The organism is Photorhabdus antumapuensis (genome assembly GCF_020387775.1).
In the GTDB taxonomy this organism is placed as follows: Bacteria; Pseudomonadota; Gammaproteobacteria; order Enterobacterales; family Enterobacteriaceae; genus Photorhabdus; species Photorhabdus antumapuensis.
In genome coordinates, this window is sequence record NZ_JAHZMK010000032.1 from 20,190 (window position 1) to 34,152 (window position 13,963).

A 13,963-nucleotide genomic window follows, 5' to 3' on the forward strand; every position below is an offset into this window, starting at 1 on the left:
TGGCCGTTATGATTCGCCTTTCTCATAGGTTTATACTTATGTCAGCAGATATCGCCACAATTCAAGCCCCTATCCCGCCACTTTCTCCCGCTGATTTTTCTGGTGAAGAGCTTCGCTATCCCGTGTTGAAACAGCACCTCGAAGAATTTCAGTTTTGGCTGGAACATGCATTTAAAGCGGGTATTTCCGCAGAAGCCTTGATTTCCGCACGCAGTGATTACATAGACCAGTTGTTACAAAGATTATGGTATGCCTATGGATTTGATAAAATTCCATCGCTTTCATTGATTGCCGTCGGCGGATACGGGCGGCGGGAACTGCATCCGCTATCTGATATCGACGTATTGATACTCAGTGAACAACCACTCACACCGCCTCAAGCTCAGAATGTTGGGCAATTTATCACTTTACTATGGGATATCCGGCTGGAAGTCGGCCACAGTGTTCGCACACTTGAAGAGTGTTTGCTGGAAGGGCTATCAGATCTGACTATTGCGACGAATTTAATCGAATCACGGTTAATTTGTGGCGATCCATCCATTTTTCTTCGATTACAACGACATACTTTCAGTGATGGTTTTTGGCCTTCCACTGAATTCTTTGATGCCAAAATTGTCGAACAACACGAACGCCATCAGCGCTATCACAGTACCAGTTATAACCTGGAACCTGATATCAAAAGCAGCCCCGGAGGATTGCGAGACATTCATACCTTACTGTGGGTTGCCCGTCGCCATTTTGGTGCAACCTCCATAGATGAAATGGTCGACTTTGGTTTCCTGACAGCAGAAGAACGTAATGAATTAAATGAATGCCAAAGTTTCCTCTGGCGTATCCGCTTTGCTCTTCATCTGATCGTCAATCGTTATGATAATCGCCTGTTATTTGATCGCCAGTTCAGCATTGCTCAATTACTAGGCTATCAAGGAGAACGTAATCAACCGGTAGAACGAATGATGAAAGATTTCTACCGGATGACACGCCGCGTCAGCGAACTCAACAATATGCTACTGCAACTGTTTGATGAAGCCATTCTGGCATTGGAAACCAATGAAAAATCCCGTCCATTGGATAGTGAATTCCAGCTACGGGGGCAACTTATTGATCTAATCGATGAAACCCTGTTTATCAAAGAACCCGCAGCTATTATGCGAATGTTTTATCGCATGGCGGAACATGAAGAAGTTCAAGGTATTTATTCTACTACGTTACGCCACCTCCGTTATGCACGCCGCAACCTGTCTCAGCCGTTGTGTGAATTACCGGAAGCTCGCCAAATCTTTATGGACATCCTACGTCACCCAAGGGCGGTTGAAAGCGCATTTGTGCCCATGCATCGTCACAGTGTTCTTGGCGCTTATACACCACTTTGGGGCAATATTGTCGGTCAGATGCAGTTTGATCTGTTTCACGCTTATACCGTCGATGAACATACTATCCGCGTACTGAGAAAACTGGAAAGTTTTGCCGATGAGAATAATCGTCCGGCCCATCCACTCTGTGTTGAGCTATACCCTCGTCTGCCTCAACCTGAGCTTCTATGCCTTGCTGCACTATTTCATGATATCGCCAAAGGGCGTACTGGCGACCATTCCGAACTTGGCGCTGACGATGCGCTAGCGTTTTCACTGCAACATGGGCTTAACTCACGAGAAGCTGATTTGGTAGCCTGGCTGGTTCGTCATCATCTGTTAATGTCAGTTACAGCTCAACGGAGAGATATTCAGGACCCGGAAATCATCAAGCAATTTTCCCATCAAATCCTCAATGAAACCCGGTTACGCTACCTGATCTGCCTGACAGTCGCTGATATCTGTGCAACCAATATCAACCTATGGAATAGTTGGAAGCAGAGCTTGTTACGGGAGCTCTATTTCTCTACAGAGAATCAATTACGCCAGGGAAATACGCCAGATTTTCGGGAACGCATCCGTCATAACCGTTTTCAGGCACTTGCTCTGTTGCGCCAAGATAATATTAACGAACAGAAACTTCATCAGCTCTGGAGTCGTTGTCATGCAGATTATTTCCTTCGCCATACACCAAGACAACTCGCTTGGCACGCCCGTCATCTAGTGCAACATGATTCTCAAGAGTCCCTGATACTGATAAGTACCAAGCCAACCCGCGGCGGTACAGAAATTTTTATCTGGAGCTTAGATCGTCCCTCCCTGTTTGCGGCGGTTGTCGGTGAACTGGATAGACGTAACCTGAGTGTTCATAATGCTCAAATCTTTACCAATCGTGATGGTATGACAATGGACACGTTCTTAGTACTGGAACCCAACGGTCATCCTTTAGCATCGGATCGCCACGAAATAATACGTAACGCACTTTTACAAGTCGTTCTGGACCCTCATACCAAAACACCGAAAACACGAAAATTACCAACCAAACTGCGCCACTTCAACGTCCCAACAAAAGTGACCTTCCTGCCTACCCATAACGAACGACGAACCTATATGGAACTATTTGCCCTAGATCAGCCGGGGTTACTGGCAAGAGTCGGTAATATTTTCGCCGAAATGGGGGTTTCACTACATGGTGCTCATATCACCACGATCGGTGAACGTGTCGAAGACTTTTTTGTTCTGGCGGATAAGGATCACAAAGCATTAAATAAAAAAGTCAGAGAAGAATTGTCAGAAAGGTTGACAGCAACCCTAAATCCAAAGGATAAAATATAACTGAATATAAGCCTATGATTCGGACGATAACCAAGGAACCGATGCAATGCAGCAATTACAATCCATTATCGAAAATGCTTTTGAAAACCGCGCAACGCTTACTCCAGCAACAGTTAACCATGAAACACGTGATGCTGTTACTCAAGTCATCAATCTGTTGGATAGTGGAAAACTGCGTGTTGCAGAGAAAATTGACGGTCAGTGGGTCACGCATCAATGGCTGAAAATGGCGGTACTGCTCTCTTTCCGTATCAATGAAAATCAGATCATTGATGGTACCGAAAGCCGTTATTTCGATAAAGTCCCGATGAAATTCGCTGATTACGATCAAGCGAGATTTGAAAAAGAGGGTTTCCGCGTGGTTCCTCCTGCGGCAGCGCGGCAGGGAGCCTTTATCGCCCGTAACTGTGTACTGATGCCTTCGTATGTCAACATCGGCGCTTATGTTGATGAAGGAACAATGGTAGATACCTGGACAACTGTCGGCTCCTGTGCCCAAATTGGTAAAAACGTCCATTTATCCGGCGGCGTCGGTATCGGGGGCGTGCTGGAGCCATTGCAAGCCAACCCAACCATCATTGAAGACAACTGCTTTATTGGCGCCCGTTCTGAAATTGTAGAAGGTGTCATTGTCGAAGAAGGTTCTGTGATTTCAATGGGCGTCTACATCGGTCAAAGCACCAAAATCTATGATCGTGAAACAGGCGAAATCCATTATGGCCGAGTCCCTGCCGGCTCTGTTGTTGTCTCTGGCAACCTCCCATCGAAAGATGGCAGCTACAGCCTGTATTGCGCTGTCATTGTAAAAAAAGTGGATGCTAAAACACGGGCAAAAGTGAGCATTAATGAACTCTTAAGAGCGATAGATTAAACTTCAAAATAGCGGATAATAAATCCGCTATTTTTTTGCTTTTTATCATCATTACCGACCTCAGTCAGTGTTATTAATATAGGCAGTTTGAACGCGGGCAACGTGCACAACCTGGAACAGACACAGCGTACATAAGGCGTTTGAGCACGACCCACATTCAAAATGACGCATAGAATAACCTACTGGGAAAATACCCTTAAGGTGGTGCCATGTACGATAACTTAAAGAGTCTGGGGATCACATATCCCGAAGAAATTGACCGCTATAGTCTGCGTCAAGAAGCTAACAACGATATTCTGAAAATCTATTTTCGCAAAGATAAAGGTGAATTCTTTGCTAAAAGCGCGAAATTCAAATATCCGCGCCAACGCAAAACTGTAACTGCAAACAATACAGAGCAAGGATACAAAGAGATCAATGAAATCAACACTAACCTACGTTATGTGATTGAAGAGCTAGATCAAATTTGCAAACGAGATCAGGCCGAAGTCGATTTGAAACACAAAATCCTCGATGACTTGCGTCATCTTGAACACGTTGTTGCCAACAAGATTGCCGAGATTGAAGCCGATCTGGAAAAGCTAACCCGTAAATAAAACGGTTCTATTAATTACACCGCTTATACCCTATTTGGTATAAGCGGTGTATTGTGATTATTCAATTAATTCTCCCCATTGCCTGATCCAAGGCTGAGCAAAAACTTCCGGTTCTGCTTCTTCCACCGCATCCACCATCAAAACTTCACCAATTCTTATTGCCCCTTGCTCTTGTAGCAACTCATCAAAAGTGCGACCACCACCACAAAAATTCTCGTAACTGCTATCACCCAAAGCGATCACGCCATAGCGTAATTCCGGCTGATAACCTAATTCATCTCGTAAAGCACAATAAAGTGGCTGAATATTATCGGGCAAATCCCCCTGCCCAGTCGTTGAAGTGATAACTAAAATCACGTGATCAAGATAGGACTGCCACTGTTCCAATTCCCCTTCTTCAAATACTTCTATCTCATGACCTTGTTGTTCAAGGATTTGCTGTGCTTCTTCTGCAACTGCCAGGGCATTACCGTAAACAGTACCAACAAAAATACCTATCTTTGCCATAATTTATTATCTCTTCAAAGGAATTATTAGTTATCCTCGCTGGCAACAGCAGAAAACTCAACCCTTCCCAAATCAGGGATAATTACCTTTACCAGCTAAGTCGTCGTATCAAATCAAATATTGCTACTATTAAGTTCACTCTGTCATGTAAAAAATATCCTATCAGCACTAATGACTCATCATATATCCGTTAAGCTAATGACAGATATATGTAATGTTCAATGATTGTGGTTATTCTACATAATAATGGCAACAGGTAATCATCAAAAACATCATTTTCTGTGACAACCAAGATAAAGTAATAGAAGTGACATCATCTTAAATCAAGTTATTTAACCAATAATAATTCAGTGTTAAAATCACTTTTTTAAACAACTTTAGTTGATGATATTGATATTAATATGAAAAATGACCATATCCTTTTCTTCAAGATCAACAATAGTATTATGAGATTAATAGAATGGTACAAACAAGCACTGAATAAAGGAAAACCATCACTATGTTTAACAATAGAGCTGTTGTGCTGAGTATACTATTAAGTGCCGCAAACATTACCGGCTCATCGGGTCTGATGACTTGGGTAGATGCTGTACTTAAAGATGGCGGTATGATTTTAAATGCCTACATTCCTGTTTTTTCCTATTTATTGGGGTTATCTCTGGGATGTATGACCATATCCTTTTTTATTCGAAAAATGAATATTGCTTTTTTTAAAAGAAATATTCTTGGATTCTTCTTATTATTAGCAACTATAAACTGCATTCTCTTTTCAATAGAAATAACTCTTATTCCAGTTTGGTTGAATACTCTGCATAGAATATTATGGGGAGTAATAAGTGGATTTATTGTCATAATGGGAAGAAATATTCTTATAACCGAAGGAAATGAAAAGAAGACAAATAAAGATTTTTCTATCTTAAGCCTGGCGTTATTAAGCCTGCCATTTCTAATCCCAGTCACTTTCTCTTTCTTCGGTTTAAACTCTCGTACATCAGCAGATTTTTTTGCTGCTTTTATTTACTCTATTACTTCAATTATCTATTTTACTGGCTTTAAAAATAATAACGTAAAAAAACAAAAATACGATATTAAGGATTATGTAAAAACAGCCAATAAATTAGTTGTTTTCTTTTCCTTTTCAAGTTTGGTTATCATCAATGTTTGCTTTTTCCTCTCCTTAATGATTATGCCAGCAATGCGAACACAATATTTTGAACATATTGGTATGATTCAAATGTATATCATACTACTGATTATATGGTTCCCCTGTGCAATTGGCATCATTAAAGTCATTAAATCTGTACTTTTAACCAGAAGAATCATGGTAGGTAATATCATTCAATTATTTTCTCTCGGATTCTGTTTACTTGGCATTATGATAAATTCTGGCATACTCTATTTACTATTCACAATTATGGTATTTTTAGCTAATACAATTTTTCTCTTATCTGGGGTTATATTCAAAAAACTCTCTTTATACTTTGGGTATGCAATCAGGAACTTATGTATTTATTACCATGATCATTCTTTCTTATACTATTTATTTAGGTGTTGGCATTGAAGAAATTATTGCCGGATTTACAATATTATTAATTTCTTCAATAGTTATATCGACTATTTTTCTTTCAAGAATAAATTCAAAAAAACAATAACATTAACCAGTAAAAACTAATAAACTTATACATTGACAATCTTTATTAATAATATCTAAACATTGCCTTTATCTCTTAATTACCTCAGTTAAGAGATAAAGGCAACGGGTATTCTTTGAAGATATCTTAATCGATGAAATTTTCCACCTTACTCACTTCATTATATTCCAAATCAGGGATAATACCTTGCCAACCAAATTGTTGTATCAAATACTGCCATGACGCATCCCATTTTGCCGTAAGCGATAATTTCTCCCCCGTAACGGGATGATCTAATTCAAGATGACTAGCATGAAGCATCAACCGATTGGTTTGATAATGAGCGGCAACCCCTCTGTTTTGCCGTAAATCACCATGTGTCGTATCACCAATAATTGGATGACGAATATGTGCCATATGCCGTCTCAATTGATGTTTCCGACCTGTTTTCGGTGTCAATTCCAACAAACTAAAACGTGATGTAGGATAACGGCCTATTTCCACCGGACACTCTACTGTTGCCAATGATCGGTAATAAGTTACACAAGGCTGAGCTTCTTTATCACCCTCTGCAAATTTATCCGCGATCTTATCCAGCTCCTCAACCAGAGCGTAATCAATAATAGCCGATTCCAACACATAACCACGCACAACGGCATGATAAGTTTTTTGTAACTGATGATGTTCAAACTGTTGGGAAAGCTGACGGGCAACATCACTGGAAAGTGCCATCAGCAATACACCTGACGTTGGTCTATCCAGACGGTGTACAGGGAAAACATGCTGACCAATCTGATCACGCAATGTCTGCATAACAAAGACAGTTTCATGACGCGCCAACCAACTACGATGAACTAACCACCCCGCAGGCTTATTGACTGCCACAATATGATCATCCTGATATAATACTTCCAACATATCAGGCATTATCCTGAATAAATAAACAATCCAACGAACGAAGATGTTCAAGCAGTTGCTGGTAACGCCCAGTAGTATCTTCTTTATAAAACTCCTCAAAGTAAGGCGCGATAGCAAATGCCGTAGGCAACGCCAATCCCTGCTCCAACAATGCATACATTCTCGGAATCAATACCCACTGCAACCACTCTTCAGCTAACATCGTATCAATGGAGAATGGCTCAACACTTTCGAAAGCTTCCGCTTTAGGCGGATGACCCTGCCACAGGTCAATTTCCCTCATGGCTTCTTCAATTAACTGTAATTTATGCAGAATTTGTTTTGCAGTACTCATATTTTCAGCCTGACTCAGTTTTTACTCAACACGACCAAGTTCGCAAGAATACCATCGATACCCCTTAAGCTGAAAATTTGCTTGCTCCACCAAATAAGAGAAGGGAGCGAACAAGCGCTCCCCTTAAGTTGATTTTATAGCAGTCCCGCTAATAATATGCTCCCTGCTCACTCCTTGACAAATTGTCCCTAGTTGGTTATCCGTTACCCATCATTTTATTTATGTTGCATACGATCCTGTTATGCATTATGTCATCCTGACCATCATCACTCATCTGTCCTTGAGAAATTGTGCGCAATGATTCCTTTCCTGCTGAGGACAGAATGAATTAATTCGTTCGATGAAACAAGCTACACATAATGGAACCAGTAAGTGAGGACAGGGAATAAAATCTGTGATTATTTATAGCCTATTGAAATAAAATGAAAATAATAAACTAATGTGAAACTCACAAAAGTAAACCATGATATCTCTTACATGAAGTGTAAGAGATATCTCACAAATATAGCGTTAAAAATCCGGGCCTAACAAATAGAGACAGGTTCAATTGCACCAAGAAACCCAATTAAATCGGTAAATAACCGCGTTCGTTTGTGGCTACCAAATTGTTCCAAGATCACTTCACCGGTCAAATTACACAGAGAAATGATACCCATATCATCTAATTCCATCGTCGCAATAAACGCCGTTGGCGACAGTTTCAACCGTTTCTGCGTCACTAAATGTCCTATCAGGTTTTCCTGTAAACGGATAAAGTCATCCTCACTCCAAACCTGAATTAAACTAAACCGTTGACCTTCAAACGTTACCGTCATATCACCGGCCAATTGCGACGTATAAAAATCATGAATTGCCGGTTGTAATTGAATATCCAGTGCAACTTCGACGCTATTCAGCTTATTTTTTAAAGGAAAAGGCTGAGGAAGCCAATAAACCTCGTTGTCACCAGTTTGGGTAATACAAGGTGATGGTACACCATAAAGTTCACGGCTGACAGGTGGGGCTCCAGTTTCCTGTTGCCACAAATCAACATAACGACGGGTAAAATTAGACAGCGCTTCTGTAACATTAGAAATCATATTATTTTCAACCGGTAACTGTTAGGAGGTACTTAATGTTTTGATATACAGGATGGTATCTTTCCCACTAAAAACTCAGTAGAAGATTTCTGTCCAATAAACGCCATTGTACAACCTGACAGTACCATTCTTCCACAGATAAGCGCAGCAAATGCAACCGACGTCTCCCGTTCAGTAAGCCAAACAGCTGAGTACCGTGATCCATCGACCTTTAAGCTTCAAGGCATTCATCCTATGGCCGGATAAAAAAGTGACTCACATCACATAAATTTGTCATCAATAATTTATAAATACAATTAAATTGTGATTCACATTAAATTTATTGCACTATATTAATAAAACTCATGCAAATAATTTAAATTATGTTTATATATACAATAGATTATTTGAAGTAAATAACAAACACGCGAATATTCCAGCAATAAGTCAGACATTTATTAACCAGTTATCAAGGATAATCAATAATTCTGATGTCATATGGAGGCACTATCTTAGTTCAAGATGCACATATACTTGAGTTAAAAAGTGTGCATACATTAGTTCTACTGCCTTGCTTTGAAGGGGTATCAATTTTATTTATTTAAAATAATTAAAATTACTTATTAAATTATCGCCCAGGGCGGTGATTATCTGCTGGCCGTAAAAAATAATCAGGCAGTGTTACATCGCACGGTTAAACAAACACTGTCAGCGCAAGTCACAGTCGTCAGAAAATCAGAAAATGTCTGTATAGAACAAGGGCATGGGCGAATTGAATTACGTGAATATCATGTATTACCGGCGGGAGAACTTGCCTCGCAATTTCCGGAATGGAAAGGCTTAAAAAGCATTGGAGTAGCAATACGATATCGCCTTGATAAAGCGAGAAAAAAAGAATCACTGGATTATCATTATTATATCAGCTCTGCCGAACTTGAATCAGACCGTTTTAGGGAGGCGGTCCGGGGTCATTGGGGTATTGAAAATCGCGTCCATTGGGTGCTTGATGTATCAATGAATGAAGATGCGTGTGCCATTCGTCGCGGCAATGCAGCCGAGATATTAGCGGGTATGCGGCACTTCTCGCTTAATATGCTACGTGCAGAAACCAGTGTAAAAGCCAGCATGCGACGCAAAGCAAACATGGCCAATATGAGCAGCGAGTATTTGGATAAAGTTTTAATTGCAGGTTTTCAGGCATTGGGCAAGAAATGAACATTCATGCTCTTGCCCTGTATTGTTACCAATTTATATGATAATAGCTTAAACAAGTTTAAAGCCTTTATGGAATCAATTCATTCCATCCCAAAAATGTCAAAGGAATAAAAAAGTAAAATTATCGATATTATAGAAATTTATCGACATGACCAGATGAAAAATAACCCAATAACTTGATCCATTGAAAATAAATAAGTAATTAAACATGGCAATAAGTCTCAATATAAAAAGCCTAAAAATGAATAATCAGCGCTTTTAGTTTCTGACGACGCCAAATGTTGCCCCAATTTTACTAGCAAAATCGGCGACAATTTCTTTTGTCATCAAAACCAATAGACTGATTAAGTTATTTTTCGCAATTTGTAGTTTATACCTAATAGATTTCGAGTTGCAGCGAGGCGGCAAGTGAACGAATCCCCAGGAGCATAGATAACTATGTGACTGGGGTGAGTGAAAGTAGCCAACAAAGCAGCAGCTTGAAAGATAACGGGTATAATCAATAAGCATTGATATCCCAAATGGTTGTTTCAGGATTTAAGACCTTGACTCAAGGGCGGTAGCATTCTTGTTTTCTTCTGCTGAAAAAATTTTCTCACCGCTTTTCATTACGAAATCACTCAAGCGAAGCCCGTCAACCATTAGTGTGAGTTGCAGAGAAATCAGGATCTCCATAAATACAGCCCTACACAGGCTCACATTAACGTGTTGAATTACCGTCATCTCGCGAAGAAAGTTAGAAATAAAAAAACTGAACAGTATCATCCGTGATATTAATAAGAGTATTTACGAACGACTCTTGTTAATAAAAAAATATAAATTTTATCTTTATTAATTATTATGACACGCAACATTCCTGGTGATCAATAGTCACTCATGGATTCGGCGAGGCTAATGAAAAAGAAAATTATATAACAGCTGTTGAATTAATAAATAAAATTTCTGACAGTGATAATATCATTAATAATCCACTTGTTGATTAGGGAAATTTTTTCTCACCAATTGATAATCGTAAAATTGCTTTTTATCTCTCTTCATTGTTATGCCTCTATGGCGATAAAACAACTTATGTATAATTTAGAACATAATTGATGACGTAAGCTCTTCCTCTACTTTAGCTTTCATACAAAACGGCATTCATTAATATACCCAATGGATTTCAAGATACATCGCGACGGCAAGGGAGCGAATCCCCGGGAGCATAGCGAACTATGTGACCGGGGTGAGTGAACGCAGCCAACAAAGCAGCAGCTTGAAAGATGAAGGGTATAGATGAGTGCTTTTCAATACTAGACTGTTAATAACCAATATTCTTATGAACATATTAATCATAATTCCTCCTTATATACCAAGCTATTTTAATGCTGGTCACCATCTACCTATTTTTCAAGTTTCCTCTTTTATACGGAAGAACTTACCGGATATCGATGTTCAATGTCTAGATGCGTCGGCATTAAATGTACACTGGAAGAATATATGTGAGCTATTAATTAATAACGAGTTCGATATTATTATAGCGATGAATGATTTTGATGGCATAGATACATTCCAAAGATTTGTACATTACTGCAAAAAATTATCCCCCAAAAGCAAGTTGGTGACATTTGGCCGTTTGAGTAAACAAAATCCATTTATTTTTAGACAATTTTGGTTTGATGCAATTCATTATTCTGGAGACTATGAGGCTGCAATATTAGACTACATTCTAGGATTGAAAAACGGGATTACCGCATCGGGTTTTCTTGTCCAGGAACTAGGTATTTACCATAAAACGGGTGATGGGCGAATGCTTGATCCCACACAGTGGGTTTTTCCTAACGTCGAAGAAATTCCTTATATTCATTATGATAAAATGTATCTTAATGATTTTAATAAATTTTGTGGCATTCCCCAACGCCGTGAGCTAGTCGTACCTGTAGCCAGAGGATGTAGTGTTGGTTGTCAATATTGTGATGTACCCGCAATGCAAGGAAATAAGGACCGACGTGTAACGGTAGATTGCACTTTAAATTATATTCAGGATGCCTTTTCCAGACAGCCCTTTGACTATGTGACGTTTTATGCTCCTACTTTTACACTGAATAAACAATGGGTTATTGAACTTTGCAAACAGATAGAAGAAAGGAAAATGTCAATACCATGGAAATGTGTCACCACCTTATCCTTCCTTAATGAACGATTGATAAAAACTATGGCTCGCGCTCATTGCATCAGGATAAGTTTAGGCGTAGAAACCATTGAAAGTAACGTTGCCAAAAATAATTTACCAAAAATAAAAATTGATGCGTACAATAAACTCGGAAATATTTCAAAAATTTGTCAGGAAAATAATATTGAACTTAATTGCTTCATCATGATGGGTATGCCTGGCGATTCAATCGAGGGGTTAAAAAACACAATTAAATATATACATGAGAATAATGCTCGTTATCGACCAACTATTTACACCTCTTATGAGGAAATTACAGATGACATGCAACTTTTTGATGTATCTCTATTTAATCGACAACTGTTTGCAAACCGTAACTATAACGATATTGATGAAATTGAATATTATCGCCTTTTTCATGGTTTCGAATATCGGAAAGACTCTGAAATAAATAATAAAACATCAATAAATAAGTCGGCGAAGTAATAATATTACTTCTAATTCTAATTTAATGACCTCAACCTTAATCATTATTATCATATTAATATTACGGCTTATCATAAAAATAACAAAGTTATAAGAAAAATATACTTCACTTATGAAATCATTAAAGGTAACACCTAGCCCACTGACGGGGGGAAATATCAAAGTTAGTGGCTTTAAACATGCAGTAACGTTAGTTATGGCTGCTTCTGTAGCTCTAAATAACAAAGTCATTATCCGTAATGTTCCCCACGTTTTGGATACCATTATCATTAGCCAAATTATCAATGAGCTTGGCGGCACTTGCTTCCATAAAAATGATTGTCTAGAAATCATGTGTACTCAGTTAAACACACCGCTTATTCCCCCTTTCATGGCAGATAAAATCCACGGTTCTATTTATTTGATTCCTGTATTACTGGGAAAATTAGGTCAGGTTACTTATCAATCTTTTGGTGGATGTACAATAGGTCAGGGTGGTTCCAGACCAATTGAACATATGTTAAGTGTGTTAACACGCTTTGGTGCTACCTTCTCGGCTGTTGGTGAAATGATGACCGGCTACGCTAACGGATTTAGTGCTTGTTCAATAGATATCATGGACTATTCGGATGTTGCCGATGAACTGACAGGCCCTTTGGTCTCTGGAGCGACTAAAACGGCAATTTTAGCGGCAATGTTTGTCACTAACGGTCAAACCGTGATTCGGAATCCCTATATGAAACCAGATGTTACCGAATTACTGGATTTCTTATCGACAGCGGGTTATCAGGTATCTGGAACCTCCAAAGAAATAATCATTGGACGTGGTACTGTTGATTCTGTTGAGAATACTACGCGTATTATCGAAATGACGCTTGTATCCGATGTCTCAGAAATCGTTACCTATCTTACTTTGTCTGTTTTGGCTAAAGTTTTCATTCAATTAGAATGCAAAAAAATTGAGAAAGTTCAAGCGGGACTTTGTGCTGAAATAACACTGTTCAAGGAGATGGGTATTGATGTAAATTTCAATAAAGATAAAGTCTTTATCCGAGAGGTCCAGCAATTATATAAAAGTAACATTATCGTCAAAAGCCACGGCATTTATAGCGACCACCAACCATTTTTTGCACTTTTAATGTGTTATGCTGATGGTCATTCATGCATAGAAGAAAAGGTCTGGACAGAGCGTTTTGCCTATGTTCCTGAATTAAAAAAATTAGGTGCTAATATAGAAAAACGCGCTAACCGCATATCGATATTTCCCAGCGTGTTACACGATAATCAAACCGAAGTTTTCTCCACTGACTTAAGAGCCGCCGCGGTCCTGTTAATTGCTTCATTAATTAGAGGCGGTGAAACAACGATTAAGGGAGCAAGCCACTTAGAACGTGGTTATAGCAATATGCTGGCTAATTTACGAATGCTGAATGCCAACGTGGAAACTATCGAATAAATTCAATCCCCCATCAGTACTTCCTGGATTCTAATTTATCATTAGCTAATAACTACAAATTAAATTGACTATCATG

10 protein-coding genes and 2 pseudogenes are annotated in these 13,963 nt (G+C 39.1%); 8 read left to right on the forward strand and 4 right to left on the reverse strand.

Features of this window, described 5'->3' with window-relative positions:
* Nucleotides 1-38: 38 nt before the first annotated feature.
* The 3 genes from glnD to KZ793_RS13485 all read left to right on the forward strand — a co-directional run bounded on the left by glnD (nt 39) and on the right by KZ793_RS13485 (nt 4,154).
* Complete coding sequence (gene glnD / locus KZ793_RS13475; protein WP_225815803.1) at nt 39-2,687, forward strand: bifunctional uridylyltransferase/uridylyl-removing protein GlnD; 2,649 nt, start codon at nt 39-41, stop codon at nt 2,685-2,687.
* Nucleotides 2,688-2,733: 46 nt separating this feature from the next.
* A complete protein-coding gene (gene dapD, locus KZ793_RS13480; RefSeq protein WP_225815804.1) occupies nt 2,734-3,558 on the forward strand; it encodes a 2,3,4,5-tetrahydropyridine-2,6-dicarboxylate N-succinyltransferase in 825 nt (274 codons plus the stop codon).
* A gap of 209 nt (nt 3,559-3,767) precedes the next feature.
* Nucleotides 3,768-4,154: a DUF3461 family protein gene (locus tag KZ793_RS13485; RefSeq protein ID WP_225815805.1), complete on the forward strand. Its 387-nt coding sequence runs from the start codon at nt 3,768-3,770 to the stop codon at nt 4,152-4,154.
* 57 nt (nt 4,155-4,211) lie between these two features.
* On the opposite strand, the gene KZ793_RS13490 is transcribed toward KZ793_RS13485, so the two are convergent.
* Entirely contained in the window at nt 4,212-4,661 is a 450-nt protein-coding gene (locus KZ793_RS13490; RefSeq protein WP_225815806.1) for a flavodoxin, read from the reverse strand.
* 499 nt (nt 4,662-5,160) lie between these two features.
* Between KZ793_RS13490 and KZ793_RS13495 the strand changes: the two genes are divergently transcribed.
* Nucleotides 5,161-6,222 (forward strand): hypothetical protein, encoded by a 1,062-nt coding sequence (locus tag KZ793_RS13495; protein WP_225815807.1) that lies wholly within the window; start codon nt 5,161-5,163, stop codon nt 6,220-6,222.
* Between the two features lie 217 nt (nt 6,223-6,439).
* On the opposite strand, the gene truC is transcribed toward KZ793_RS13495, so the two are convergent.
* The 3 genes from truC to syd all read right to left on the reverse strand — a co-directional run bounded on the left by truC (nt 6,440) and on the right by syd (nt 8,623).
* Nucleotides 6,440-7,210: a tRNA pseudouridine(65) synthase TruC gene (gene truC / locus KZ793_RS13500; RefSeq protein WP_225815808.1), complete on the reverse strand. Its 771-nt coding sequence runs from the start codon at nt 7,208-7,210 to the stop codon at nt 6,440-6,442.
* Between the two features lies 1 nt (nt 7,211).
* Nucleotides 7,212-7,544: a YqcC family protein gene (locus KZ793_RS13505; RefSeq protein WP_225815809.1), complete on the reverse strand. Its 333-nt coding sequence runs from the start codon at nt 7,542-7,544 to the stop codon at nt 7,212-7,214.
* A gap of 524 nt (nt 7,545-8,068) precedes the next feature.
* Nucleotides 8,069-8,623 carry a SecY-interacting protein gene (syd, locus tag KZ793_RS13510; protein WP_225815810.1) on the reverse strand — a complete coding sequence of 185 codons (555 nt, stop codon included), beginning with the start codon at nt 8,621-8,623 and terminating at the stop codon, nt 8,069-8,071.
* Between the two features lie 606 nt (nt 8,624-9,229).
* Here syd and KZ793_RS13515 point away from each other — a divergent pair.
* From KZ793_RS13515 to KZ793_RS13530, 4 genes and pseudogenes are all read left to right on the forward strand, one after another.
* A pseudogene (locus tag KZ793_RS13515) lies at nt 9,230-9,817 on the forward strand (ISAs1 family transposase); the annotation flags it as partial.
* A gap of 568 nt (nt 9,818-10,385) precedes the next feature.
* Nucleotides 10,386-10,552, forward strand: a pseudogene (locus KZ793_RS23070) (IS30 family transposase); the annotation flags it as partial.
* 580 nt (nt 10,553-11,132) lie between these two features.
* Complete coding sequence (locus KZ793_RS13525; protein ID WP_225815811.1) at nt 11,133-12,452, forward strand: B12-binding domain-containing radical SAM protein; 1,320 nt, start codon at nt 11,133-11,135, stop codon at nt 12,450-12,452.
* 112 nt (nt 12,453-12,564) lie between these two features.
* Nucleotides 12,565-13,887: a hypothetical protein gene (locus KZ793_RS13530; protein WP_225815812.1), complete on the forward strand. Its 1,323-nt coding sequence runs from the start codon at nt 12,565-12,567 to the stop codon at nt 13,885-13,887.
* The last annotated feature ends 76 nt before the right edge of the window (nt 13,888-13,963 follow it).